The sequence below is a fragment of the Klebsiella grimontii genome (genome assembly GCF_900200035.1).
GTDB lineage: Bacteria > Pseudomonadota > Gammaproteobacteria > Enterobacterales > Enterobacteriaceae > Klebsiella > Klebsiella grimontii.
The window spans coordinates 583,972-608,392 of the sequence record NZ_FZTC01000015.1 but is presented as its reverse complement, the minus strand read 5'-3'; the positions used below and the strand labels follow the sequence as shown (position 1 = coordinate 608,392).

The 24,421-nt window shown below is 61.4% G+C and carries 21 protein-coding genes; 16 read left to right on the top strand and 5 right to left on the bottom strand.

The window, feature by feature from the left end; translation table 11 throughout:
• Positions 1 to 132 precede the first annotated feature (132 nt).
• Both mtnC and KOSB73_RS10580 read left to right on the top strand, forming a co-directional pair.
• Positions 133 to 822, top strand: a complete 690-nt coding sequence (gene mtnC, locus KOSB73_RS10585; protein ID WP_024358822.1) for an acireductone synthase — start codon at positions 133 to 135, stop codon at positions 820 to 822.
• Positions 819 to 1,361 carry a 1,2-dihydroxy-3-keto-5-methylthiopentene dioxygenase gene (locus KOSB73_RS10580; protein ID WP_004130392.1) on the top strand — a complete coding sequence of 181 codons (543 nt, stop codon included), beginning with the start codon at positions 819 to 821 and terminating at the stop codon, positions 1,359 to 1,361. Before mtnC ends, KOSB73_RS10580 begins: the two co-directional genes overlap by 4 nt.
• Positions 1,362 to 1,518: 157 nt before the next feature.
• On the opposite strand, the gene KOSB73_RS10575 is transcribed toward KOSB73_RS10580, so the two are convergent.
• Positions 1,519 to 3,828: a molybdopterin-dependent oxidoreductase gene (locus KOSB73_RS10575; protein ID WP_098140502.1), complete on the bottom strand. Its 2,310-nt coding sequence runs from the start codon at positions 3,826 to 3,828 to the stop codon at positions 1,519 to 1,521.
• A gap of 412 nt (positions 3,829 to 4,240) precedes the next feature.
• Here KOSB73_RS10575 and KOSB73_RS10570 point away from each other — a divergent pair, with 412 nt between their 5' ends.
• The 5 genes from KOSB73_RS10570 to KOSB73_RS10550 are packed head-to-tail and all read left to right on the top strand — an operon-like array spanning position 4,241 to position 9,711.
• Positions 4,241 to 5,221: a sugar ABC transporter substrate-binding protein gene (locus KOSB73_RS10570; RefSeq protein ID WP_004135401.1), complete on the top strand. Its 981-nt coding sequence runs from the start codon at positions 4,241 to 4,243 to the stop codon at positions 5,219 to 5,221.
• 44 nt (positions 5,222 to 5,265) lie between these two features.
• The gene (locus tag KOSB73_RS10565; protein WP_165775000.1) at positions 5,266 to 6,771 is read left to right on the top strand and encodes a sugar ABC transporter ATP-binding protein; all 1,506 of its coding nucleotides are present in this window, start codon (positions 5,266 to 5,268) and stop codon (positions 6,769 to 6,771) included.
• Positions 6,768 to 7,754, top strand: coding sequence for an ABC transporter permease (locus tag KOSB73_RS10560; protein ID WP_064411362.1), 987 nt, complete (start codon positions 6,768 to 6,770; stop codon positions 7,752 to 7,754). Before KOSB73_RS10565 ends, KOSB73_RS10560 begins: the two co-directional genes overlap by 4 nt.
• The gene (locus tag KOSB73_RS10555; protein ID WP_004135403.1) at positions 7,754 to 8,755 is read left to right on the top strand and encodes an ABC transporter permease; all 1,002 of its coding nucleotides are present in this window, start codon (positions 7,754 to 7,756) and stop codon (positions 8,753 to 8,755) included. The genes KOSB73_RS10560 and KOSB73_RS10555 overlap by 1 nt, the downstream gene beginning before the upstream one ends.
• Positions 8,756 to 8,766: 11 nt before the next feature.
• Entirely contained in the window at positions 8,767 to 9,711 is a 945-nt protein-coding gene (locus KOSB73_RS10550; protein WP_098140500.1) for a carbohydrate kinase family protein, read from the top strand.
• Between the two features lie 38 nt (positions 9,712 to 9,749).
• Here the strand turns inward: KOSB73_RS10550 and KOSB73_RS10545 are convergent, their stop codons facing one another.
• The 3 genes from KOSB73_RS10545 to KOSB73_RS10535 are packed head-to-tail and all read right to left on the bottom strand — an operon-like array spanning position 9,750 to position 12,908.
• Positions 9,750 to 10,778 (bottom strand): 2-hydroxyacid dehydrogenase, encoded by a 1,029-nt coding sequence (locus KOSB73_RS10545; RefSeq protein ID WP_098140499.1) that lies wholly within the window; start codon positions 10,776 to 10,778, stop codon positions 9,750 to 9,752.
• Positions 10,779 to 10,783: 5 nt separating this feature from the next.
• Positions 10,784 to 12,271 carry an FGGY-family carbohydrate kinase gene (locus tag KOSB73_RS10540; RefSeq protein WP_098140498.1) on the bottom strand — a complete coding sequence of 496 codons (1,488 nt, stop codon included), beginning with the start codon at positions 12,269 to 12,271 and terminating at the stop codon, positions 10,784 to 10,786.
• A gap of 25 nt (positions 12,272 to 12,296) precedes the next feature.
• On the bottom strand, positions 12,297 to 12,908 hold the full coding sequence (locus KOSB73_RS10535) for a methylthioribulose 1-phosphate dehydratase (protein ID WP_004135408.1): 612 nt from the start codon (positions 12,906 to 12,908) through the stop codon (positions 12,297 to 12,299).
• 41 nt (positions 12,909 to 12,949) lie between these two features.
• Here KOSB73_RS10535 and KOSB73_RS30655 point away from each other — a divergent pair, with 41 nt between their 5' ends.
• The 8 genes from KOSB73_RS30655 to KOSB73_RS10500 all read left to right on the top strand — a co-directional run bounded on the left by KOSB73_RS30655 (position 12,950) and on the right by KOSB73_RS10500 (position 21,977).
• Complete coding sequence (locus KOSB73_RS30655; RefSeq protein ID WP_133116568.1) at positions 12,950 to 13,291, top strand: hypothetical protein; 342 nt, start codon at positions 12,950 to 12,952, stop codon at positions 13,289 to 13,291.
• A 121-nt stretch (positions 13,292 to 13,412) separates the two neighbouring features.
• A complete protein-coding gene (gene codB, locus KOSB73_RS10530) occupies positions 13,413 to 14,675 on the top strand; it encodes a cytosine permease (RefSeq protein WP_004135409.1) in 1,263 nt (420 codons plus the stop codon).
• A gap of 2 nt (positions 14,676 to 14,677) precedes the next feature.
• On the top strand, positions 14,678 to 15,913 hold the full coding sequence (locus tag KOSB73_RS10525) for a PucR family transcriptional regulator (RefSeq protein ID WP_004135410.1): 1,236 nt from the start codon (positions 14,678 to 14,680) through the stop codon (positions 15,911 to 15,913).
• The gene (gene codA / locus KOSB73_RS10520; RefSeq protein WP_049130982.1) at positions 15,910 to 17,148 is read left to right on the top strand and encodes a cytosine deaminase; all 1,239 of its coding nucleotides are present in this window, start codon (positions 15,910 to 15,912) and stop codon (positions 17,146 to 17,148) included. The genes KOSB73_RS10525 and codA overlap by 4 nt, the downstream gene beginning before the upstream one ends.
• A gap of 145 nt (positions 17,149 to 17,293) precedes the next feature.
• Positions 17,294 to 18,283, top strand: a complete 990-nt coding sequence (locus KOSB73_RS10515) for a LacI family DNA-binding transcriptional regulator (protein WP_004135413.1) — start codon at positions 17,294 to 17,296, stop codon at positions 18,281 to 18,283.
• Positions 18,284 to 18,404: 121 nt separating this feature from the next.
• Complete coding sequence (locus KOSB73_RS10510; RefSeq protein WP_004135414.1) at positions 18,405 to 19,214, top strand: inositol monophosphatase family protein; 810 nt, start codon at positions 18,405 to 18,407, stop codon at positions 19,212 to 19,214.
• Between the two features lie 107 nt (positions 19,215 to 19,321).
• Positions 19,322 to 20,683 (top strand): MFS transporter, encoded by a 1,362-nt coding sequence (locus KOSB73_RS10505; RefSeq protein WP_004135416.1) that lies wholly within the window; start codon positions 19,322 to 19,324, stop codon positions 20,681 to 20,683.
• Between the two features lie 25 nt (positions 20,684 to 20,708).
• Positions 20,709 to 21,977 carry a histidine-type phosphatase gene (locus tag KOSB73_RS10500; RefSeq protein ID WP_098140497.1) on the top strand — a complete coding sequence of 423 codons (1,269 nt, stop codon included), beginning with the start codon at positions 20,709 to 20,711 and terminating at the stop codon, positions 21,975 to 21,977.
• A 46-nt stretch (positions 21,978 to 22,023) separates the two neighbouring features.
• On the opposite strand, the gene mtnA is transcribed toward KOSB73_RS10500, so the two are convergent.
• Positions 22,024 to 23,052, bottom strand: a complete 1,029-nt coding sequence (mtnA, locus tag KOSB73_RS10495; RefSeq protein WP_004135421.1) for an S-methyl-5-thioribose-1-phosphate isomerase — start codon at positions 23,050 to 23,052, stop codon at positions 22,024 to 22,026.
• Positions 23,053 to 23,154: 102 nt separating this feature from the next.
• Between mtnA and mtnK the strand changes: the two genes are divergently transcribed.
• Positions 23,155 to 24,354 (top strand): S-methyl-5-thioribose kinase, encoded by a 1,200-nt coding sequence (gene mtnK / locus KOSB73_RS10490; RefSeq protein WP_024358832.1) that lies wholly within the window; start codon positions 23,155 to 23,157, stop codon positions 24,352 to 24,354.
• The last annotated feature ends 67 nt before the right edge of the window (positions 24,355 to 24,421 follow it).

The window sequence follows — 24,421 nt, the reverse complement described above, 5'->3', positions numbered from 1 at the left end:
AACACGATGTTAATATTTGGCAATCAAGACGCTTAGACGTCTAAATGATAACGTTATTTCGCTTATGATTGAAAAACCGCTATCAACACAACGCCACCGTCAGCACGACCTACCGTTCACTCTGGAGAACTCATGATCCGCGCTATCGTGACCGATATTGAAGGCACCACCAGCGACATTCGCTTCGTCCACAACGTTCTGTTCCCGTACGCCCGCGAACGCCTGGCCGGTTTCGTTACCGCTCAGCAGTTTGTCGAGCCGGTGAAGACCATTCTCGATAACCTGCGCGAAGAGATCGCCCAGCCGGCGGCTGGCGCCGAAGAACTTATTGCTACCCTCTTCGCCTTTATGGATGAAGACCGCAAATCGACCGCCCTCAAGGCGCTGCAGGGCATTATCTGGCGCGATGGCTACGTTCATGGCGACTTTACCGGCCACCTGTATCCGGATGTTCTGCCGGCGCTGGAAAAATGGAAGTCACAGGGTATTGATTTATATGTATATTCCTCAGGCTCCGTTGCTGCGCAGAAATTGTTATTTGGCTACAGCGATGAAGGTGATATTACTCATCTGTTCAACGGCTATTTCGATACCCTGGTAGGCGCCAAGCGTGAAGCGCAGTCCTACCGCAACATTGCTGAGCAGCTGGGACAGCCTCCTGCCGCCATCCTGTTCCTGTCCGATATTCATCAGGAGCTGGATGCCGCGGAAGAGGCCGGTTTCCGCACCCTACAGCTGGTGCGCGGCGACCGCGACCCGGCCAGCCACCATCCGCAGGTTCAGCGTTTTGACGATATTCATCCGGAGCAGATCCCAGCATGAGCGCATTAACCATTTTTTCCGTGAAAGACCCGCAAAACTCGCTCTGGCACAGCACTGACGCCGAAGAGATCCAGCAGCAGCTCAACGCCAAAGGCGTCCGTTTTGAGCGCTGGCAGGCCGACCGTGATTTAGGCGCGGCGCCAACCGCAGAAACGGTTATTGCCGCCTATCAGCATGCGATTGATAAGCTGGTGGCAGAGAAAGGCTATCAGAGCTGGGACGTGATCAGCCTGCGCGCGGATAATCCGCAAAAAGAGGCGCTGCGGGAAAAGTTTCTCAACGAGCATACCCACGGGGAAGACGAAGTGCGCTTCTTCGTCGAGGGAGCCGGTCTGTTTTGCCTGCATATTGGCGATGAGGTGTTCCAGGTCCTGTGTGAGAAGAACGACCTGATTTCGGTTCCCGCGCATACGCCGCACTGGTTTGATATGGGTTCTGAGCCCAACTTCACCGCCATCCGCATCTTCGACAACCCGGAAGGCTGGATTGCCCAGTTTACCGGGGACGATATCGCCAGCGCCTACCCGCGGCTGGCGTAATGCCGCGACTCAACGGGTGAACAGGCTTATCACCACTCTCATGGCGTTTTCCCGGAGGCCGCGCGTGGCGCGCCTGTCCGGGCTAGCCGACCCGCAGACGGCGATGATCCTGTAGGCCGGGCAAGGCGGCCAGCTATCGCCCGGCGATTCCCTGCGCCTAAGCGCCAATAAACCTCGGCGGATCGAAAGCGGTCACCGGCGGCAGCGCCTCGCGCCATGGCTCAATTTCCACCCAGCAGCTCTGGGCGCTACAGCCCTGCCCCAGGCGCGAACTGCCGCGATCCTCGGTGAGCACGTTGGGATTACCGTGCTTATCCAGCGATCCCTTTTCATTCGGATCCAACGGATCGTACCAGGCGCCGGTCGACATCTGCACCACCCCCGGCAAAATCTGCTCGCTCAGGTGCACGCCGGCGAGAATCGCGCCGCGGGCGTTATAAACCTTGACCACGCTGCCTTCGCGGATATCCCGCGCCTGCGCATCCTGCGGGTGCATCCACAGCGGTTCGCGTCCCTCAATTTTCGTCGCCCGGCTCACGCTGCCGTGATCGTACTGGCTATGCAGACGGGTGCGCGGCTGGCTGGAGAGCAGGTGCAGCGGCCAGCGCGCCGCTTCCTGCCGCTGCCGCTGCGCCTCCTGCTCATCCCACCACGGGTGGCCTGGGCACTCGCGATAGCCAAATCCGGCGATGGTTGCTGAAAAAAGCTCAATCTTGCCGGACGGCGTGGCGAGCGGATAGCGCTGCGGGTCGGCGCGAAAATCCGCCAGAAAGACCTGCGGTTTCTCCGGCGCGCTATACTCCAGCACTCCCTGCTGCCAGAACGCCTCAAACGACGGCAACACGATCCCTTCTTCCTGCGCGCGCGGCCGCGACGCTTCGTAGATTTGCCGCAGCCACTGCCCGGCGTCGCGCCCCTCGCTAAAACGCTCAGCGAACCCCAGCCGTTCGGCGAGATCGCAGAAGATGGCGTAATCATCGCGCGCTTCGCCCACCGGTGGGATCTGCGCGCTCATGGCGATCATAAAGCCATCGTGACCGCCGCTGCCGATATCTTCCCGCTCCAGCGAAGTGGTGGCCGGCAAAACGATATCGGAAAATTTGGCCTGCGCGGTCCAGAACTGCTCATGTACCACTACCGTTTCCGGCCGCCGCCAGGCTTCGCACAGGCGGTTAAGATCCTGATGATGATGAAACGCATTGCCGCCCGCCCAGTAGACGAGACGAATATCGGGGTAGCGCAGATGCTGGCCGTCAAACTCGTACGCTTCGCCCGGATGCAGCAGCATATCGGAAAGACGCGCCACCGGAATCACGCTGTTCACGGCGTTATCCCCGGCCGGAAGACGCGGCCCGGAAAAGGCCTTCCGCGCCGCCCCAGCCAGATTAGTACAGGCGTAGCCAAATCCTAACCCGCCGCCCGGCGTACCGATTTGCCCCAACAGCGCGGTGAGCGCCACCGTCGCCCAGTAGGCCTGCTCGCCCTGGCGCGCCCGCTGAATCGACCACGAGATATTGACCATCGTGCGCAGGCTCGCCATCTCGCGCGCCAGCGCGGCAATTCGCTGCGCCTCAATACCGGTTATCGCCGCCGCCCATTCCGGCGTTTTTGCGACGCCATCGCGCTCCCCCATCAGGTAGGCGCGATAAGGCGCGAAGCCCACGGTATGGCTGGCGACAAAAGCGCTGTCGTAGAGGGATTCAGTAATCAGCACGTAGCAGAGCGCCAGCAGCAGCGCGGTGTCGGTCCCCGGACGAACCGCAAGCCACTCTGCGCTCTCCACGGCGCTCAGGTCATTGCGCACCGGGCTGATATTGATAAAGCGCGTCCCCTGCTCCTGCATCTTTTCCAGCCAGTATTTCAGCATATGATCGTTGGCGCCGCCGCCGTTGACCTGCGCATTACGCAGCGGCAGGCCGCCGAACGCGACGAACAGCTGACACTCGCGCGCCAGCTCGGAAAAGTGGGTATGCTGGCGGTGCAGCGGGCTCAGCGGACCGAGAATATGCGGCAGGATGCGCTCGCCCGCCGCGCTGCTGTAGGTATTGGTGCTGGCGGTATAGCCGCCAAAGCACTTAAGGAAGCGATGCAATTGGCTTTGCGCGTGATGGAAACGCCCGGCGCTGGCCCAGCCGTAGGAACCGCCGAAAATCGCTTCATTGCCGCAGCGCGCTTTGACCGAATTCAGTTCACGCGCCAGCAGATCGAGCGCCACCTCCCAGCTCACCTCCACAAACGGCTCTTTACCGCGCCCCTCGCGGGAAGCCGGGCCATTTTGCAGATAGCCGGCGCGCACCGCCGGACGGCGAATGCGCGTCTTGCTGGTGACCGCATCCGGGAGCGACTGCCCAATAGGTGAGGGATTTTTATCCCACGGCACCGGCGTCACCGCCTCAATGTTGCCGTCACGGGCCTGGACCTGCCAGGTCCCCCAGTGCATCACGGTCAGATTATGTTGTTTTTTCATAGTGCCTGTTGTTTGTCACCCGATAATGGTCGCTATAATAAATCGCCGGAACAATAAAAATAAAACATCGGCAGCCATACAATCCACTGCATCAAAGGCATTATCCATTAAGAATGACTCAAGGTTATTGCATAAAGCGATATATTAAAGAGCCACATTAATAATAATTAAGCAGCAATAGTGTTTTGAATAAATAATACTGGCAAGCAAATTAAACCCACAAAATAAAAATGGATAAAGCCGCATCATGAAATATTTTCAGGTTGCCGATGACAAATTTAAGTTTTCCTCAGGCAAATCTGCGATATAACATTGTTGATATAACTTAGACATATTTTGTATTTGAGGTTGCGTGGCGGTTATTGTCATGCTACTGCTCCGCAGCCACCTCCATCACAGGACCATAATAACAATGTCGCAGAAAATGAAATTATTGCCCATCGCGCTGGGCCTGCTCTCGCTTGCCTCCGTTAACGCTCTGGCGGCAGAGGCGTTATCGCTTCAGGGAAAAACCATCGGCGTCGCCGTGGTCGGCACGCAGCACTTCTGGGATCGTGAAGCCTATAAGGGTGCGACTGAAGAGGTAGAGAAACTGGGTGGTAAAGCGATCGGCGTCGACGGCGGCCGCGATAACCAGGTTCATGCGAATAACCACGATATTTTACTGTCGCGTAAGGTTGATGCGGTAATTAGCATTCTGGGCGACAGCGCCGTTGAGCCTAAATTCAAAGCGCTACGCGATGCCGGCATTCCGGTATTTACCGTAGACCACGTTTCGAAATATTCGGTCAATAACACCACCTCAGATAACTACACTTTAGGGTCAACCATTGGTCGTTATATGGCCGATGAACTGGGCGGCAAAGGCAACGTCGCGGTATTTAACGCATTCTCCAGCTCCCTGCGTATTTGCGGCATTCGTTACGACCAGTGGAAATATGTCCTTAAAGATTACCCGGATATTCATATTATTCAGCCGGAGCTGGCCGAACAGTTTGCCAACTCCCCGGAAGACGCGCGGAAGAAAACCCTCGAACTGCTGAGCCAGTACCCGAAAGGTAAGCTCGACGCAATTCACGTGGCCTGCTGGGATCAGCCGGCAATCGGTATTGTTCAGGCGCTGGAAGAGACCGGACGCGATAAAGACGTGAAAGTCACCGCCATCGACGCCGGCCCGGAAACCCTGGAGATCATGGCCGAACCGGGCAGCCCGTTCGTCGCCAACGTCGCCCAGCAGCCGCACCTGATTGGCCAGACCTCCGCCGATAACGTCGCGCGCTACTTCGACAAACAGAAGCTGCCGCTGCAAACCTTTATTCCGGTAGTCCCGGTGAAAGGCCCGCAGGAGGCGAAAGCGGTCTACAAACAGCTGGGATATGGCGAACTGCAGTGATCACTCAATCCTCCGGCGGGACGAACCCCGCCGCTGGCCTGGCGATGAACCAGATCAGCAAAAGCTTTGCCAACGTGACTGCATTAAATGCGGTCACGCTGCTTCTGAACCCCGGTGAAATTCACGGCCTGATCGGCGAGAACGGCGCGGGAAAATCGACGCTGATAAAAATCCTCGCTGGCGTCTACCGGGCCGATAGCGGCAACGCCACGCTGGACGGCGCGCCGCTGCCGCTCGGCAATCCCGCGGCGATTGAAGCGCTGGGCATCCGCGTTATTCACCAGGAGCTCAACCTGATCCCGCACTTTACCGTGGCGGAATCGGTGTTCCTCGGCCAGGAGTATCGCACCCGCTGGGGGGTGCTGGACCGAGGGCGAATGAACGCCGCCACCCAGGCGTTTTTTCGCGACAGCTGGCAGTTGGACATCAATCCCCGCCGCCTGATCCGCGACCTCAGTCTCGCCGAGCGCAAGCTGGTGCAAATCGCCAGGGCGCTGATCGACGGCGCGGCAAAGCTGGTGGTCTTCGATGAGCCCACCGCGCCGCTGGAGGCGCAGGAAGCCAGCCTGGTCTCCTCAGCGATTCTGCGCCTTCGCGAGCAGGGGATCGCGATCCTCTATATTTCCCACTATCTCAACGAAATCGCCGCCCTTTGCGATCGCGGTACGGTGCTGCGTAACGGCGAGGTCGTCGGCTATCCCGACCGGGACCTCGTGCAGAATACCGACGCGCTGATTAAAATGATGGTCGGTCGCGACATTGAACAGCTCTATACCCCTCGCCAGAGCAGCGCGCATCAGGTCGATGCCGCCGCGCCGGTGCTATCGGTTCGCCATCTCAGCGACGGTCAGCAGCTGCACGATATTAGCTTTGATATTCAGCCGGGAGAGATCGTCGGCGTCGCCGGGCTGCTGGGCGCCGGGCGTGACGTGCTGGTCGATCTGCTTTACGGGCTGCGCCGCCCCCGCAGCGGCACGATAAGCATCGACGGCCAGGCGAAGCGGCTGCGGACGCCGTATCAGGCGACCCGCGCCGGACTGGCGCTGGTGCCGCGCGACCGTCGCCATCAGGGGCTGATTCTCCCCTTCTCCACCGCCGACAATATCAATCTGGCTTCGCTACCGGAAACCGCCACTTTCGGCTGGGAGCATCGCGGCAAAGCGCTGGATAAAGCGCGCGGCTGGATCGAACAGCTCGCCATCCGCCCCGGCCGTCCGGAACTGCCGGTACGTTTTATGAGCGGCGGCAACCAGCAAAAGGCGATTCTCGCCCGCTGGCTGGGCACCGATGCGCGGCTTTTCATTCTCGATGAACCCACCCTCGGGGTGGATATCGGCGCGCGCAGCGATATCTATCAGCGTACCCGCGAGCTGGCGGATCGCGGTCGCGGCGTGCTGGTCTCATCCAGCGACGCGCCGGAGCTGCTGGGCCTTTGCGACCGTATCCTGGTGATGTGGCGCGGCGAGCTGGTGGCCAACCTCCCGTCCCGCGGGCTGACGCTGGACGCGCTGCTGGTGACGATTAACGGTGGACAGGAACAACAGGTATGAGTGCAGGTATCCAGCGCCGCCCCCTTCCGGGCATCACGACGCTTATCGAAAAATTTCCCCTGATTCTCTTTTTTGCGCTGCTGGTCTGGCTCAGCCTGCAGTCGCCTTTCTTTTTAAGCTGGCAAAATATCAGCATGATGCTGGTGCAGAGCGTGCCGCTGGCGATCCTCTGCTTTGGCCTGGTCTGCGTGATTGCCGTCGGCGGCGATGATGTGGTCTCCGGCGGCATCGACCTGTCGCTGCCCGCCATCGCGGTGCTCGGCGTCGCGCTGCTCAGCCTCGGCATGGCCGAGTGGAACACCCCGTACCTGGCGCTGTTTTTACTGCTGATTGCCGTGAGCCTGGCCTGCGGCGCGGTCAACGCTACGCTGGTGCTGGCGGCGGGTCTGCCGCCGCTGCTGGCGACCCTGTCAACCTCGGTGGCCTTCACCGGACTGACCGACCTGCTGACCGGACAGCGGCGCATCGCGGTAAACGACCCGCTGATGGTGGCCTTTCGCGATAACGATCTTTTCGGCATTCCCTTGCCGCTGCTCTATCTGCTGGCAGTCTTCGCGTTGTTTCAGTTTTTGCTCCACCACTCCCGCTTCGGCCAGCATTTACAGGCGGTGGGCGGTAACCGCGATATGGCGCAGATGAGCGGGCTCAACGTTCGCCGTTTGACCATTATCGTCTGGCTGCTGGCGGGCATCGCCGCCGGCCTGGCGATTTTGCCGCTGCTCAGCCAAGGCTCCGGCAGCTCCAGCGGCACGGCGACGCCGCTGCTGCTGGAAACCGTCCTCGCCACTTTTATCGGCGCGGCGTTTTCGCGGCGTCGGGTGGTCACCATCTGGGGGGCGCTGCTCGGCGCGGTACTGGTCAATGCGCTCTCGAACGGGCTCGGCCTGCTGGGGGTGAATATTTTCTGGATGGGCGCGATCAAAGGCGGCCTGATCCTCGTGGTGCTGGCGGCGTCGGCGGTCAGACATAAAGGAGGCAACTGATGAGCCAGATGACGCTCAAGACCCCATCAACGAGTCAAACCGGCAGCAGCCCGCTGGCGTGGCTTTCCCGGGCGGGATTCGGCGGGATTACCCTGCTGGCGATTGCCCTGTTCGGCTGGGCGAACCCGGTATTTTTGACCTTCGATAACTGGGCCAATCTGCTGCAGGGCAGCGCGATTTTGCTGATCGTGGCGATGGCGATGACCCTTATCGTTAGCGCCGGGGCGATTGACCTCTCCGTCGGCGTCGCGCTTGATTTCGGCGCCGCCTTTGCGCTGGTGGCGCTCAAAACCTGGCACCTGCCGTGGCAGGCGGCGGTGGGCTGCGCGCTGCTCGGCGGGGTGATTATCGGCCTGCTGAACGCCTTCCTGATCCTGGTCTGCCAGATTCGCCCGTTCCTCGCCACCCTCGGCACCTGGTTTATCGCCAGCAGCGCCGAACGCATCTATACCGACGGCGGCGGCTCTATCTCCTACCGCCGGATGGCGCCGGAGTATCACGATCTGGCGGTCGGCAATATCGCCGGTATTCCAACGCCGGTGGTGATTGTGCTGGCGCTGTGGCTGGCGGCCTGGCTGATGACCGAACGCACGCTGTTCGGCAAATACGTACGCGCTATCGGCCAGAACGGCGAAGCGGCGCGGATCGCCGGGATCCGCGATCGCCGGACCATGCTATGGGTGCTGGTGGCGGCCTCCGCGCTGTGCGCCGTCGGCGGCGTCATTCTCTCCGCCAACTTGCGCCAGTTTACGCCGCTGGCCGGCCAGGCCTACCTGATGGACGCCATCGCCGCGGTCTTTATCGGCACCGCCTTCAACCGGCTGGGTCGGGTCAGCATCGCCGGCACCCTCGGCGGGGTGCTATTTCTGGCGATCATCGATAACGGCCTGAACCTGATGGGGCTGAACTACCTGGTGAAAGACGCGCTGGTTGGCGTGATTCTGGTGGTGGCGCTGGCCCTCTCCTTCTGGCAGGCGCGTCTGCGCCAGACCCATCGTTAAGCGGAGCTCTCATGGCAACCTTTGACGCCGTCTTTGTCGGCCTGACTATTCTTGATATCGCCGGTCGTCCGGTTATCGACATCCCGCCGCGCGGCGGGGTAGCCTTTATCGAACAAATCCGCCTTAACCCCGCAGGAACCGCCGCCGGGGCCAATATTAACGCCGCGAAGCTGGGCATTCGCACCGCCGCGGTGGCCTGCCTCGGCAAAGATGAAAAAGCCGATTTTATCCTCGCCAGCTACGCGCGCCTGGGGATCGACTGCTCGCTGATCCGGCGCACCGCGCAGCAGGAAACATCGGCGACGATCCTGCCCATCCGCCCCAACGGCGAGCGCCCGGCGCTACACTGCCGGGGCGCTTCCGATACGCTTTTTATCCGCGAAGAGGAGTTTGATGCCGTCCTCGACTGCCGCTTCCTGCACCACGGCGGCACCGGCCTGCTGGCGGCGATGGATCGCGGGCAGAGCGCCCTTCTGCTGCAAGCGGCGAAGGCTCGCGGCGTCACCACCAGCTTCGATTTGATTGCCCCCAATGAACATACCCTGGAACTGCTGCGCCCGCTGCTGCCGTCGGTGGACTACTTTATGCCCTCCCTTGAAGAAGCGGCGTATCTCTCCGGAGAGACCCAGCCGGAAGCGATCGCCCGCTTCTTCTTTGCGCTTGGCGTCGGAACCTGCATTCTGAAGGACGGCGAGAACGGCTCCTGGCTGCTGACCCGCGACGGCGCCGTCGAGCATATCGCGCCGTACCGGGTCGATGCCGTAGATACCACCGGCTGCGGCGACAGCTACTGCGGCGGCTTTATTGCCGCGCTGGCCCGGGGGTTAAGCGTCAAAGCGGCGTGCGAGGTGGCTTCCGCCGTCGCCGCGCTGGTGGCGACCGGGATGGGATCGGATGCCGGCGTGGTGGACTGGCAGCATACGCAGGCGTTTATGGCGACCCACCGTCGCGGATAACAAGCTTCGCCGCCGCATTGCGCGGCGGCAAGCGCGGCTTAACGCCACTGATAGAGCAGCGGCTCTCCGGCGACATAGCGCTGGAGGTCGGCGGCAATCATCGCCGTATGCTTAGCAATGCTCTCCCGGGTCGCCCCGGCGATATGCGGAGTAATAATCACGTTATCAAACTCGGTGACAAACGGATGGTCGCGCCACAGCGGCTCGCGATGGTAGACATCCAGCGCCGCGCCGCCCAGCGGGCCGTGGCGCAGCGCGTGAATCAGCGCTTCTTCGTCCACCACCGCCGCGCGCGAGGTATTAATCAATAGCGCGCCCGGCTTCATGCTATTCAACAGCTGCGCGTTCACCAACCCATCGCTGTGCGGGCCGCTGCTCAGATGCAGGCTCACGATATCCGCCTCGCGGAATAGCCCTTCAAGCGTCGTTTTCTGCAAACCCGGTTCGTTGATATCTTCGGCGGCGACAAACGGGTCCACCACCAGTACCGCCATGCCAAAGGCGCGGGCGATACGCGCCACCCGGCGGCCAATATTACCGTAACCGATCAGCCCCAGGGTTTTGTTGCGCAGCTCGCTGCCTTTAAACACTTCATAGGGGCTTTGCGGACTGACGTCCCACACCACATCGCGGCGCAGCCCGCTCTGGGTGGCCTGCGCGGCGTTCTCGGCGTGGGTAAATTCGCCGCGCTTTAGCGCCGCGTGCGATTGCGGAATATGCCGCGCCAGGCTCAGCATCAGCCCCAGCGTCAGCTCTGCGGCGGCGTCGGCGTTGCGCCCCGGCGTATAGAGCACGCGGATACCGCGCGCCTGGGCGTCTTTGGTATCGATGTTCACCGGATTGGCGCGCGTGCAGGCGATCACCTGTAAACGCGGGCAGGCGGCGATCACCGCTTCCGTCACCTCATCATAGCTGGTCACCAGCACCTCGGCGTCATGGGCCAGTTCGATCAGCTGGCCTGCGCTCAGCTTCGGCTTGCCCAGCGCCCAGCCTTCCACCCGCAGTTCGCCCAGTTGCTGAAAAGCGCTGAGGTCGCCGGCGTGCTCGGCGGTAAAAACAATTTTCATATGCGTTATTCCTGAGAAATACGTTGAAGCGCCTCGCGGCGGGCCTGCCACACCGGGAGCATCTGCTCGCGCAGCAGGCGGTAAACCGGATAGAGCGCAGCGTAGCGGCTATGCGCCTGCGGATTGGGCCGATAGCGGGTCTGCTCCAGCGCCGGATAGCGGCTGAGGGCATCGACGCTGCGCGCCGCCAGAATCGCCGCGCCGCGCGCGCTAAGCTCGTTGAAAGGACTGGAAACCACCGTTCTGCCGGTACAGTCGGCAATCATTTGCAGCCAGGTCGCCGAAGCCGCGCCGCCGCCGGTCAGGTACAGTTCGCCGCCCTGCGGGTAGCCCTGAAGCGAGTCGACGATGGCGTAGGCCAGCCCTTCGAACACCGCCCGCTGCAGCTCCGCGCGGGTGGTGTGCTGGCTAATGCCGAAATAACCGGCCCGCGCCTCGGGGCTAAAGAACGGCGCGCGTTCGCCGTTGAGGTAGGGCTGCCAGAAGACGCCGCCGCTGCCCGGTTCGACGCTGGCGATATTCTGTTCCAGCTGCCGTAAATCCGGCTCCAGCGAGATTTGCTGCTGGAGCCAGTCGATGTTCGGCGTCCCGGCCTGCATCGGAAAAAGGTTAATAAAGCTGCCCGCTTCGGTGTGGGTGACGTAGCGCGTCCCCTCGTTGACCGACTGGCGACCGTGGCAGACGATACCGGTGCAGCAGGTGGTGCCGAGAATGGTGTAGATATCGCCGTCGTTGACCGCGCCGCAGCCCAGCGCCGCGCTGCAGACATCCAGCGCGCCGGCCGCCACCGGCGTGTCCGCAGGCAGCCCGGTGAGCGCCGCGACTTCTTCACGCAGCACGCCCGCCTGCGCGTCCGGCGCCAGCAGCGGCGGGAACAGATGTTGTAAATCTGCCAGGCCCATCTCATTGAGCACCACCGTGGAGAGCTTCCCGCTCTGCTGATTCAGCAAAGAGGTGCTGGCATCGGTGAGATCCAGCGCCGCGACGCCGGTGAGGCGAAAGCGGATCCAGTCCTTGGCGAAAAACAGATAGCGGGCCGCCGCCAGCCGCTCCGGCTGGTGATGCTTGAGCCAGCACAGCTGCATGCTGGTGTTGCAGGGCTGCAGGTGGGTGCCGGTATCGTCAAAGAAACGGCGGTCAAAGCCGGGGCGGCTGAGCAGTTCGCTCATCAGCTCGCGGCTGCGGGTGTCGCTCCACAGAATACCCGGCCCGACCGGTTCGCCTTCGGCGTCGCTGAGCCACACCCCTTCGCCCTGCCCGGCGAGGCCGATGGCGCGTAAACGCCCGTTTTGCAGCGCCGGATGCCGGGCGATATCGCGCAGAATCGCCACCACCGATTGCCATAGCTGGGCCATGTCCTGCTCGGCGTCACCGTTGGCCGACAGCCGCGGGCCGGTGTTCTGCGCCGCGCTGGCGCACGCCTGAAAGCGTTGATCAAACAGCACCGCTTTCACGCGCGAAGTGCCGATATCGATTCCGAGATAAAAATCCATGCCTGACCCGTTGGTGAAGAGAAATTTAGTCGCGTTCGTAGCGGCGGCGCATCAGCTCGCATTCGAAGAGAAACTCCAGTCCTTCCAGCTGGCGACGGGCCTCGTTAATGTCTTTGCCCCAGCAGGTCAGGCCGTGGCCACGCAGCAGGAAGCCGTAGCGCAGCGGGTGGGTCTGGGCATAATCTTCAATACGCGCCGCCAGAGCGTCGATATCCTGGTCGTTATCAAAAATGGCGACCGGTACGGTGTCGAGATGGCTGTGCTGGCCGGTCAGGGTTTTCTGCATTTCATAGCCCTGCAGCGCCAGGGTGGCGCCTTTTTCAATCCGCGACAGCACGGTGGCGTTGACGGTATGCACGTGCAGAACCACGTTCGCCTCCGGGAACAGGCGATACACCAGGGTATGCAGGCCGGTTTCAGCGGAGGGTTTACGCCCGGAAGGCGCTGTGTTGCTGGCGATCTCCACCTGCAGGAAATCCTCCGTCGTCAGGCTGCCTTTATCGCGCCCCGACTCGCTGAGCCAGCACCAGGTCTCATCCTGACGCACCGACATATTGCCGCCGGTAGCCGGCGCCCAGCCTTTCGCGCCGATCCAGTGACAGGTGGTGACCAGTTGCGCGAGTCTTTCTTGCCACATAGCAGTTCCTTAGTTTAGCGATGTTATATTTAGCCGTCTAAATGGCTATTCACCCGATACTAACATCGCCAGCGCAAGCGAACAATATTTCAGGAAAGACTTACTTTGATAATGGTTATATCAGAAAAGAATATGAAATTACGGTTTTTAACAACAATACAACTGAGCATTTTCATGGCACCAAAATTACCGGCTGCGGGCGGTCAAAAAGATGGGGGATCGTGCCACCGGAAAACGGCGCAAAATTGGCAGCATTTGTCGATTTAGCCCTCCCCGCAGTTCGCGCCACCCGACAGGAATGCGCGCGCAATAGCGCAATCCCCCTGCTCCACGGCGGTGCAAAACATGTCACTGTGCACACATTTATGGCAAACATCGGCTAAATAACGCCATTTTATGTGCACACTGCCCACCCCATTGTGTTACCCCTGCCCCGCTTTTTCTGGCACACCTCTTGCTACCCCTCAGTGATCGCTTTTCGGATAGCCACTCAGAGGTTCCACCATGTCAAACAGCAATGATTTTCCGCTCGTCGAAGCGCCCGCCTCCGGGCGTAAAGGCGTATTTTCCATCTCGATGGTTCTGTTCAGCTTTACCTTTTTTACCGGCACCATGTTCGCGGGCGGCAAGCTTGGCGTCTCTTTCTCCATCGTTAACCTGCTGTGGATTGCGGTAATCGGTAACTTTTTGCTGGCCCTGTACGCCGCGTCGCTCGGCTGGATCGCCGCGCGCAGCGGGCTGAATACCGTGCTGATGGGCCGTTTTTGCTTCGGTGAAATCGGCAGCAAGCTTGCCGATTTTATTCTCGGCTTCGCCGAGCTGGGCTGGTACGCCTGGGGCACCGCGACGGTCGCCATCTCGCTGGTCAAAATCCTCGCCCTGCCTGAGGCGACGACCATTCCGCTGATGATCCTGTTCGGCATCCTGTTCTGCGTCACCGCGCTGGTGGGCTATAAGGGGCTGGATGCGCTGTCGCGCGTGTCGGTACCGCTGATGTTTATTCTGCTGGTGGTGTCGATGTATCTCGCCGCCCATCATGCCGGCGGCTGGCAGGCGATGACCCAAATCGAACCGGGCGAAACCATGACCTGGTCGGCGGCCATCACCATGGTATTCGGCACCTTTGCCAGCGGCGCGACCCAGGCGACCAACTGGACGCGGCTGGCCAACTCCAGCCGTACCGCCATCGTCGCCAGCATGAGCAGCTTCCTGATCGGCAACGGGCTGATGATTATCGCCGGCGCCTGGTGCGCCATCGTCTACCAGCAGGCCGATATCGTCGAGGTGCTGATTCTGCAGGGGCTGTCGGTCGCCGCGGTGGTGATGCTGTGCCTCAACCTGCTGACGATTCAGGGGCCGACGATCTATAACGTCTCGGCCGCCGCCTGTCATCTGCTGCGCAGCGAGCGTCGCCGCACCCTGACCGTGGTCGCCGCCGGCGTCGGGATTTTGCTGGCCATTGGCGGTATGTATGAAATGCTGATCCCTTTCCTGGTGCTGCTGGGCAGCATCATTCCGCCCATCGGCGGCGTTATCCTCGCCGACTACTGGTTTTATCGCGGCGGCCGCTATCCGCTGCTGCACACCGCCCGTTTGCCGCGTTTTAACTGGCTGGGGCTGGGCGCCTACGCCGTGGGCGCGGTGGTGGCTTACCTGTCGCCGTGGATCGCCCCGCTGGTTGGCATTAGCGTGTCCGCGCTGGCCTATATCGCGCTGACTCGCCTGAGTAAACGCCAGCCCGCCGCTGATTCGGTCGCGGAGCAGTAGCCATGAGCCTGACGGTCGGCGAAATCCTCGCCCTGGAGGGGCTCTCCGCCATGCGCCTGCGCGCCGGTAAACAGGGGCTGCAGCTGGCGGTTCGCTGGTACTACGTGGCGGAAAATGAAAATATCGCCGAATGGATCATGGGCGGGGAGCTGGTGTTTATCACCGGGATCAACCATCCCCGCGATGAAGACAACCTGATCCATTTGCTGATGGAGGGCAAGCAGCGCGGGATCGCCGGCATGGTGATCCTCACCGGCGACGTCTTTATTCAGGCGATCCCGCCGCGCCTGATCGCGCTGGCCGACGCGCTGGGCATTCCGCTAATCGAACAGCCCTATCTGCTGAAGATGGTGATCGTAACCGAACGCATTGGTACCGCGCTGGTGCGCAGCGAAAACGCCCTGCAATCGCAGCGCGATATACTGCTACAGCTGTTAACCGGCGACTATCCCGACCTGCAAATTCTGCATCAGCGCGCGCTCCACCAGCAGTTGGATTTTACCCGCCCGCTGCGGGTGGCGGCGCTGCGCCTTGAGGGGATACCGCGTCTGTTTCGCCAGTTTCCGCCGGAGCAGGCCGAAGCCTGGCTGCAGCAGGCCCGCCGCACCGTGCGCCAGCGTCTGCAGCAACAGCTCAATCAGCAGGGCAATCCCTACCCTCTGGTCGAACGCAGCAATATGTTTCTCTTCCTCCTCCCGGATGAAGACGGCGAGTTTTATCAGCAGAAAACCTGGCTCCAGGCGTGGCTGATTGCGCTGGCGGAGAGCGAAGACGGGCTTTCGCTGCTGTGCGGCCTTTCGGCGCCGGTACAGCAGCTGCAGGGATATCAGCGCGCGCTGTCGCAGGCGCGCCAGGCGCTGGACCTCAGCGATAACCTGCGTCCGGCCCAGCGCATCAGCGACTACCAGCAGCTGGGGTTTATCAAGCTGCTCTCCGCCGTTAGCGACCCCGCCCTGCTGAGCGATTTTATGCACGACACCCTCGGCTGCCTGATTGAGCCGGATCGCAAAAGCCCCTGGCTGCTGCTGGAGACGCTGGAAACGCTGCTTCAGGAGAGCGGCAACGTGGTCAGGGCCGCCGAGCGGCTGGGCATTCACCGCAACACGCTGCATCAGCGTATTCAACGTATTGAAAAGCTGACCGGCTATCCGGTCAGCCATCCGCAATTTCATCTCAACGCCTCGGTCGCCTTAGCGATCTGGCGTATGTCGCAAAACCATTTACGGGAACAACCATGAAAATTATCAACGCGCGCCTGCGCCATCAAGAAGCGCTCTATACCCTCGACTTACAGGACGGCTTGATTAAAAGCATCAGCGCGCAGGCCGCGGCGCAGACGGCTGGCGCCAGCGATATCGATGCCCAACAAAAGCTGGTTATCCCGCCATTCGTCGAGCCGCATATCCATCTTGACGCCACCCTGACGGCGGGCGAGCCGGAGTGGAACATGAGCGGCACCCTGTTTGAGGGTATCGCCCGCTGGAGCCAGCGCAAAGCGAGCGTCACCGTCGAAGATACGCGCCAGCGGGCGCTGAAAACCATCGGCATGCTGCGCGACAACGGCGTGCAGCACGTGCGTACCCACATTGATGTCACCGACCCTTCCCTGACCGCGCTTGAGGCGATGCTGAGGGTGAAAAAAGAGGCGGCCCATCTTATCGATCTGCAGATCGTCGCCTTTCCGCAGGAGGGCATTGAGTCCTTTCCCGGCGGACGCGAACTGATGACCCGCGCCATCGAAATGGGCGCCGACGTGGTGGGCGGCATTCCGCACTACGAAAACACCCGCGATAAGGGCGTCAGCTCGCTGGTTTTTCTGATGGATCTGGCCGAGCGCCACGGCTGCCTGGTGGACGTACACTGCGATGAAACCGACGACCCGCAGTCGCGCTTTCTGGAGGTACTGGCGGAAGAGGCCCGGGTGCGCGGCATGGGCGCGCAGGTCACCGCCAGCCATACCTGCGCCATGGGCTCCTACGATAACGCCTACTGCTCGAAGCTGTTCCGCCTGCTCAAAGCCTCGGGCATTAACTTTATCTCCTGCCCGACCGAAAGCATTCATCTGCAGGGGCGCTTCGACAGCTGGCCGAAACGCCGCGGCGTGACGCGGGTGGCGGAGCTGGACCGCGCCGGGATCAACGTCTGCTTCGCTCAGGACTCCATTCAGGACCCGTGGTATCCGCTGGGCAACGGCAACATCATGCGTATCCTCGACGCCGGGCTGCATATCTGCCATATGCTGGGATACGAAGATTTGCAGCGCTGCCTCGATCTGATTACCGAGAACAGCGCCCGCACCCTGTGCCTCGGCGACAACTACGGCATTGCCGAAGGACGCCCGGCGAACCTGCTGATCCTCGATGCGCAAGACGACTATGACGCGCTGCGCCGCCAGGCCAAAGTGCTGACCTCCATTCGACATGGCAAAGTTATTTTGCAGCGCCAGGCTGAGCAGATTCGCTACCCGGCATAAGCCTGACGTTGACGCGGCGCGCATCCCGCGTCAACCCGCTGCTCGCGCACGGATTTATGTGGTACCTTCTTACTACTTTTTCCGTGCCGGCCTTGGGCTCCAGCGTCGGCGCGGGCTCACTGAGAACAACCCGTACCCTGATACTATGAGCGAAAAAAAATGGATTAAGGCAGAGGACGTTGCCCGGCTCGCTGGCGTCTCCCGTTCCGCGGTTTCCCGTACCTTTACGCCCGGCGCATCGGTGGCGGAAAAAACCCGCCAGAAGGTCCTCGCCGCGGCGGAAACCCTGGGCTATCAGGTGAATATCATCGCCCGCACGATGAACACCGGCAGCAGCAACTTTATCGGCATCGTCACCGCCGGGTTTGATAACCCGTTCCGCAGCAAGCTGCTGTCGCCGCTGGTCCACCAGCTGGCGCTCAACGGTTTTATGCCGCTGCTGATGAACGCCGACGATCCGCAGCAGCTCGCCCCGTCGCTCAGGCAGCTGCTGAGCTATCACGTCGCGGGGGTCATTATCACCTCCGGGGCGCCGCCGCTGTCGCTGGCGGAGGAGTATCTGGAGCGAAAAATCCCGGTGACCCTTATCAACCGCCACGCCGAGCTGGCCGGCTGCGACCGCGTGTGCAGCGACAACGCGCAGGGGGCGAAACTGGTGGCCGAGCTGTTTGCCCAGCGCCAGTGGCGACAGGCCGGGTTTATCGGCGAAAGCCTGGATAACTTCAGCACCCGCCAGCGCTACGAAGCGTTTGTCGCCCACACCCAGGGCACGGAAGTTGCCGCGCACTTCTGCGACAGCGCCGGCTATCAGGCGGGGTTTGCCGCCGCCAGGCAGCTGCTCGCCGCGCATCCGCGGCTGCAGGCGCTGTTCTGCGCCACCGATATGCTGGCGCTCGGCGCGCTGGACGGCCTGCGGGCGGACAATCCCACGGCTTCGCTGCCCGCGATTATCGGCTTCGACGATATCCCGCAGGCGGACTGGCAGCCCTATCAGCTGACCACCGTGCAGCAGAATACCGCCCTGCTCGCCCACCATGCGGTGGATCTGCTGGTGACGAGGATCGCCAAATTCAGCCTGCCGTCACGCCACCGTGAAGTACCGGTGAAACTGATCGTTCGTCAAAGCGCGAAATGAAAAATTCATTTTATGCCGGAGCGATCACAGAATAATTTTTTTAATCCATCCACACTCATTTTGCCCTTCGGGGCTGTTTTTTTCAGGTAATTTGCACACGTGTGCAAAATAGGGAGTTATGATGAAATCACTGGAATCAAATGAACTGCAGGCCCGCTACCGTTTAGCCTGCGAGCTGGCGAAAGCCGGCGCTGAGCTGGCGTTCGAATACTATCAACAGCGCGACCGGCTGGCGGTGGATCATAAAGGCGACGACCTGCAGGACGTGGTCAGCGTCGCCGATAAGCGGGTCGAAGCGTTTGTTAAGCAGCGCATTATGGACGCCTTCCCGCAGGACGGTTTTCTCGGCGAGGAGAGCGGGACGCAGATGCCGGACGCGCGCGTGCTGTGGGTTGTCGATCCCATCGACGGCACCAGCTGTTTTCTCAACGGCCTGCACACCTGGTGCCTGTCGCTGGCCATCCTTGCCGACGGCGAACCGGTTATCGGCGTGGTGTACGACCCCAACCATCGCGAGCTGTTCCACGCCCTGAAAGGCCAGGGCGCATGGCTTAACGATGCGCCCATCGCGCCGCATCCGGCGGCGACGGTCAAAGAGGGGGTGATGGGCGTCGGCACCTCGCACCGCGTGACGCCTGCGCTCTTTCTGCCCTTCCTTGATGCGCTGCTGAGCGACGGCGGGATGTTTATCCGCAACGGCTCCGGGGCGCTGATGAGCGCCTGGGCGGCGGCGGGCAGGCTTATCGGCTACTACGAACCGCATATGAACCCGTGGGACGGGCTGCCGGGGCTGGTGCTGATGCGCGAAGCGGGCGGCCTCAGCAATGACTATCTGACAAACGACGGGATTCGTCACGGCAACCCGCTGCTGCTGGCCAGCAAGACGCTCTACCCACAATTAAAAAACATGCTTTGTCACCCATTACCTTAACCGTATCGGGTCAGGCTTTATCTGATTATGTACTCTACACAACGACGATAAACCTCACGGACGAACCACACTAATCAGTCAGGCCTCCGACCTTCGGAGATACCATTATGTCTGGAAGAATTATCGCATTTTTTCGCGCTTCGCCGCCCAAAGCGGGCGGAGAGTTCGATGAACAGCGCTTTCGCAGCGTGCGCTGGCAAACCTTTATTACCATGACCCTGGCGTACGTCACCTTCTACGTTTGCCGGCTGTCGTTCACCGTCGCCAAAAGCGCGCTGGTGGAGCTCGGCATTACCCCGACGGAGCTGGGCATGATCGGCTCAACACTGTTTTTCAGCTACGCCATCGGCAAGCTGGTCAACGGCTTTATCGCCGATCATGCCAACGTGGTGCGCTATATGAGTCTCGGGCTGCTGCTGAGCGCCGGGATGAACCTGATGATGGGGATGACCAGCAACGCCATGCTGCTGGCTATCTTCTGGGGGATCAACGGCTGGGCGCAGTCGATGGGCGTCGGCCCCTGCGTGGTATCGCTGGCGCGCTGGTACGGCTGTAAAGAACGAGGCACCTTTTACGCCATCTGGTCGACGGCGCATAACATCGGCGAAGCGATGACCTATATGGTGATCGCGGCGGTGATTGCCGGGTTCGGCTGGCAAATGGGCTACCTGTCGACCGCCGCGCTCGGCGCCGCCGGGGTGGTGCTGATGCTGTTGTTTATGCGCGACTCGCCGCAAAGCTGCGGCTTCCCGTCAATCAACGTGATTCGCGACGAACCGCTGGAAGAGACGGAAGCCCGCGGCTCGGTGTTTAAGAACCAGCTGCTGGCGCTGCGCAACCCGGCCCTGTGGACGCTGGCGCTGGCCTCGGCGTTTATGTATATCGACCGCTACGCGGTGAACTCATGGGGAATTTTCTTCCTCGAACAGGATAAAGCCTATTCTACCCTCGAGGCTTCCGGGATTATCGGGGTCAACGCCATCGCCGGTATCGCCGGAACCATTATCGCCGGGATGCTCTCCGACCGCTTCTTCCCGCGCAACCGCAGCGTGATGGCCGGCTTTATCAGCCTGCTCAACACCGCCGGCTTCGCGCTGATGCTCTGGTCGCCGCACGGCTACTACACCGATATTCTGGCGATGATTATCTTCGGCGCCACCATCGGGGCGTTGACCTGCTTCCTCGGCGGATTGATCGCCGTCGATATTTCATCGCGTAAAGCGGCGGGCGCCGCGCTCGGCACTATCGGTATCGCCAGCTACGCGGGGGCGGGACTCGGCGAGTTTCTCACCGGCATCATCATCGATAAAACCTCGATGATCGAAAACGGCAAAACGCTGTATGACTTCAGTACGCTGTCGCTGTTTTGGGTAGGCACCGGCCTCGTGTCCGCGCTATTCTGTTTTACCACCGCTGCGATTGTCGCCAGGCGACACGCGATAGAACGTCAGACCTCATTCTCATCATAACTCTTTAACCGATAAGGAATATTTTATGATGCCTGTACGACATCAGGTTTTGCTACGTCTGCTGCTCGCCTGCGCCCTGCCGCTGCTGGCCGCGCCGGGGCACGCCGCCGCGCAGTTTGCGCTGGAAAAGGTGGTTGAACTCAGCCGCCACGGCATTCGTCCGCCGACGGAGGGCAACCGGGAGGCCATCGAAGCCGCGACCCAGCGCCCGTGGACGCAGTGGACCACCCGCGACGGTGAGCTCACCGGCCACGGCTATGCCGCCGTCGTCAATAAAGGGCGCGATGAAGGCGCGCGCTATCGCCAGCTCGGTCTGCTGACAGCGGGCTGTCCGGCGAACGGGGAGATTTACGTTCGTGCCAGCCCCCTGCAGCGCACGCGGGCCACCGCCCAGGCGCTGGTGGACGGCGCATTTCCCGGCTGCGGCGTGTTGATTCATCACGTCAGCGGCGACGCCGACCCGCTGTTTCAGACCGATAAATTTGCCGCCACGCAACCCGATCCCGCCCGCCAGCTGGCGGAAGTGAAGAAGAAGGCCGGCGATCTGGCCCAGCGTCGGCAGGCGCTGGCCCCGGCCATTCAGCTGCTGAAAAACGCGGTCTGCGTAGCCGACAAGCCCTGCCCGGTGTTTGATCTACCATGGCAGGTGGAGCAGAGCAAAAGCGGCAAAACGTCGATTAGCGGTCTGAGCGTAATGGCCAATATGGTCGAGACGCTGCGCCTGGGATGGAGCGAAAACCTGCCCCTCAGCCAGCTGGCGTGGGGCCATATTACCCGCGCCAGCCAGATCACCGCCCTACTGCCGCTGCTGACGGAAAACTACGATCTGAGCAACGACGTGTTTTATACCGCGCAAAAACGCGGCTCGATTCTGCTCAACGCGATGCTGGAAGGGGTACAAGAAGGCGCCGCGCCGAACGTGCGCTGGCTGCTGCTGGTGGCGCACGATACCAATATCGCCATGGTGCGTACGCTGATGGATTTTAGCTGGCAGCTGCCGGGGTACAGCCGCGGCAACATCCCGCCGGGCAGCAGCCTGGTCCTCGAGCGCTGGCGCGATACCCACAGCGGGAAACGCTACCTGCGCGTCTACTTCCAGGCGCAAAGTCTGGACGATTTACGCCGCCTGCAAACGCCGGATAATCAGCATCCGATGCTGCGCCAGGAGTGGCGTCAGGCGGGCTGCCAGACCACCAACGTCGGAACGCTGTGCCCTTACCAGGCTGCGCTGACGGCGCTCGGCAAGCATATCGACCGGCAGTCCGCTCCGGCGGTAGAGATGGTGCTGCCATAAGTTGAAGGCGAAGCGAGGGATATCGCTTCGCCTTTTTCGCTCAGGTTCAGGCCTTTTCTGGTTTGAACGCCCCGGCGGCGACCTGCTCCGGGGTCACCACGCCGCTATCCAGCACCCAGCCGCTGATTAACGATGCGGGCGTGACGTCGAACGCGGGATTGTAAACCGCGGCCTCTTTCGGCGCCCACTGTACCGCGCCAAAGCTGCCGGCGACGCCGGTCACTTCGGCGGCCGCCCGCTGCTCAATCGGAATCGCCGCGCCGTTCGGGCAATGGCGGTCCAGGGTGGTCTGCGGCGCGGCCACGTAAAACGGGATCTGATGATACTTCGCCAGCACCGCCAGCGAATAGGTGCCGATTTTATTCGCTACGTCGCCGTTGGCGGCAATACGGTCAGCGCCCACCCAAACCGCGTCGACCTGGCCCTGCGCCATCAGGCTGGCGGCCATCGAATCGGTAATCAGCCGGTACGGCACGCCCAGCTCACCCAGCTCCCAGGCGGTCAAACGTCCGCCCTGTAACAGCGGGCGCGTTTCATCCACCCAGACGTTGGCCACGTTTCCCTGCTGATGCGCCAGCGCAATCACCCCCAGCGCGGTGCCGACGCCCGCCGTCGCCAGACCGCCGGTATTGCAGTGGGTCAACAGGCGGCTGCCCGGCGTCACCAGCGCGCTGCCCGCCTCGGCGATGCTGGCGCAAAGCTGTTTATCTTCTGCGATCAGGCGCAGCGCCTCCGCTTCCAGCGCCTGCGGATAGCGCTCCTCCGCCAGCGCTAGCTTCATGCGGTCCAGATTATTCATCAGGTTTACCGCCGTCGGCCGCGCGGCGCGCAGCGTTTCCAGCGCCTGAGACAGCTCATCGCGGGTCAGACCACGCTGCGCCAGCAGCGCCAGCAGCAGGCTCGCCGACAGGCCAATCAGCGGCGCGCCGCGCACCCGCAGGGCGTGAATATGCTCCACCAGCAGCGCCACGTTATCCGCCGCCAGCCAGCGTTTTTCCTGCGGTAAGGCCTGCTGGTCAAGAATAAAGAGCTGATTTTCGCTTACCCGCAGGCTGGTGGTCTGTAGTGTCTGCATTTAGTTAAATCCCTGTTGCGTTGTTGTATCACATTGTGTCAGGATGGAATCCAGAAGTATAGACGTCTGAACGGCTTAATCAGAATTTTGAGGATCGAGGCAATGTCGCAATACCATACTTTCACGGCCAGCGATGCGGTGGCTTACGCCCAACAATTTGGCGGTATCGAAAACCCGTCAGAACTGGTGTCCGCGCAGGAAGTGGGCGATGGTAACCTCAACCTGGTATTTAAAATTTTCGATACCGAGGGCGTGAGCCGGATCATCGTCAAGCAGGCGCTGCCCTACGTGCGCTGCGTGGGTGAATCCTGGCCGCTGACCCTTGACCGCGCGCGCCTTGAGGCGCAAACCCTGGTGGCTCACTATCAGCACTGCCCGCAGCATACGGTGCAGATTGTGCATTTCGACCCCGAGCTGGCGGTAATGGTGATGGAAGACCTCTCCGATCACCGCATCTGGCGCGGCGAGCTGATTAACAACGTTTATTACCCGCGCGCCGCCGGCCAACTGGGGGAATACCTGGCCCAGGCGCTGTTCCACACCAGCGACTTTTATCTGCATCCTCACGAGAAAAAGGCCCAGGTGGCGCAGTTTATTAACCCCGAGATGTGCGAAATCACCGAGGACCTGTTCTTTAACGACCCGTATCAGGTTCACGAGCGCAACAGCTATCCAGCCGCGCTGGAGGCCGACGTCGCCGCCCTGCGCGACGATACGCAGCTGAAGCTGGCGGTGGCCGCGCTCAAGCACCGCTTCTTCTCCCATGCCGAAGCGCTGCTGCATGGCGATATCCACAGCGGCTCGATTTTCGTCGCCGAGGGCAGCTTTAAGGCCATCGACGCCGAGTTCGGCTTTTTCGGCCCGATAGGCTTCGATATCGGTACCGCCATCGGCAACCTGCTGCTCAACTACTGCGGTCTGCCAGGCCATCTGGGGATTCGCGATGCCGCCGCCGCTCGCGAACAGCGCCTCAGCGATATCCAGCAGTTCTGGACCACCTTCGCCGAGCGTTTTCAGGCGCTGGCGGCGGAGAAATCCCGCGATGCCGCGCTGGCCTGGCCCGGCTATGCCTCCGCGTTCCTGAAGAAAGTCTGGGCCGACGCGGTGGGCTTCTGCGGCACCGAGCTGATTCGCCGCAGCGTCGGACTGTCGCACGTGGCGGATATCGATACTATCCAGGACGAAGCCATGCGCCATGAATGCCTGCGCCACGCCATCACGCTGGGTAAAGCGCTTATTCTTATTGCCGACCGTCTCGATAATGTCGAAGAACTGATTGCGCGAATTCGTCAGTACGGTTGAATTCTCTATCCTGTCGTTCCCGGCTCGCGCTGCGCTTAGCCGGGCTACGGGTTCACCACCGTCTGTG